The following is a 1,444-nucleotide window of genomic DNA, read 5'->3' as shown; positions in this document are numbered from 1 at the left end:
GCTACCTGCTCACCCGGAGCGAAGGCACCATCGGCGAGCTTGCACATCTGCTGGTGGCGGCGGCCGTCGCCGCCGTGGAGAGTGGCGAGGAAGCGATCAACCACCGCACGCTCAGCATGGCCGACTACATCGGCCCCAGTGAGCGGCGGCGACAGTTCGAGCGGGAACTGATGTGAAGTCCGCGCCGCGCTGGCCGCTGCATCCGGCACCCAAGGAAGGCGAAGCCCTGTCCTCATGGCTCAACCGGGTCGCCGCCTGCTACCAGATGGACGTGCACGAGCTGCTGGCCCACGATCTTGGTCACAGCCAACTTGATGACCTGGATACCGCACCATCCTTGTCGTTGCTGACGGCGCTCTGCCAGCGCAGTGGCGTCGAGCTGGAGCGGTTGCGCAGCATGAGTCTTGCAGGCTGGGTGCCGTGGCTGCTCGACAGTCTCGACGATTCGGTACCAGCAGCCTTGGAAACCTATACATTCCAATGCGCGGTGCTCCTGCCCAAGCGCACCCGCAAGGTGCGGTCCATCACTCGCTGGCGTGCCTGGCTACCGAGCCAGACGATTCGCCGGGCGTGTCCGCAGTGTCTGAACGATCCAACGAATCAAGCTGTGCTACTCGTCTGGCAGCTCCCCTTGATGCTGAGCTGCCCGCAGCATGGCTGCTGGCTGGAGTCCTACTGGGGCATGCCCGGCCGGTATCTTCAGTGGGAAATCGCCGATGCTGCGCCGCGCCCTGCCGATGACGCAATCGCCTGCATGGACCGGCGCACCTGGCAGGCGCTGACGACGGGTTTTGTGGAGCTGCCGCGTCGGCGTGTCCACGCCGGCTTGTGGTTCCGGCTGCTGCGCACCCTGCTTGATGAGCTGAACACGCCGCTCTCGCACTGCGGCAGTTGCTCGGCGAGCATCCGCCATGTCTGGGAGCGCTGCGGCCATCCGCTGCGCGCCGGGCAGAGTCTGTGGCGTCCCTACGAGATTCTGGCCCCGGCGGTGCAGTGGCAGATGCTGGAGGCGGCGGCCACCGCCATCACGCTGATCGAGTCAAAGGCGCTGATCCCGCGCGGGGAACAGGCCGCGCTGTTTCAGACGGAGCCGCACACTGGTTTCACCAACGGCCTGCCGGCGAAGGTGCCGAAGCCGGAACCCATCAACCACTGGCAACGAGCAGCCCAGGCCATCGATGAGGCCATCATTGAAGCGCGACACAACCCGGAGACGGCCCGCTTGCTGTTCACACTGGCGTCCTACGGGCGACGCGACCCCGAATCCCTGGAACGTTTGCGCGCCACGTTCACCAAGGAGGGCATCCCGCCGGAGTTTTTGTCACATTACGAGCCTGAATGGCCGTTTGCAGGTCTTAGACTAAATGACGGGTTAAGTGACAGTTTTTGACGGCGAGAACTTTCTGGCTCACACTGTCACATAATCGAACGTATATGTGACAGG

The 1,444-nt window shown here is 64.1% G+C and carries 1 protein-coding gene; it reads left to right on the top strand.

The genetic code is table 11. The annotated features are described in order from the left end of the window. The first annotated feature begins 172 nt into the window (after positions 1 to 172). Entirely contained in the window at positions 173 to 1,390 is a 1,218-nt protein-coding gene (locus MF6396_RS28040) for a TniQ family protein (RefSeq protein ID WP_003465063.1), read from the top strand. Positions 1,391 to 1,444 lie beyond the last annotated feature (54 nt).

It is taken from the genome of Pseudomonas sp. MF6396 (genome assembly GCF_002018915.1).
Taxonomy (GTDB): domain Bacteria; phylum Pseudomonadota; class Gammaproteobacteria; order Pseudomonadales; family Pseudomonadaceae; genus Aquipseudomonas; species Aquipseudomonas palmensis.
Note: the sequence above shows the minus strand (reverse complement) of the source record. Positions and strands in the feature narration are given on the sequence as shown.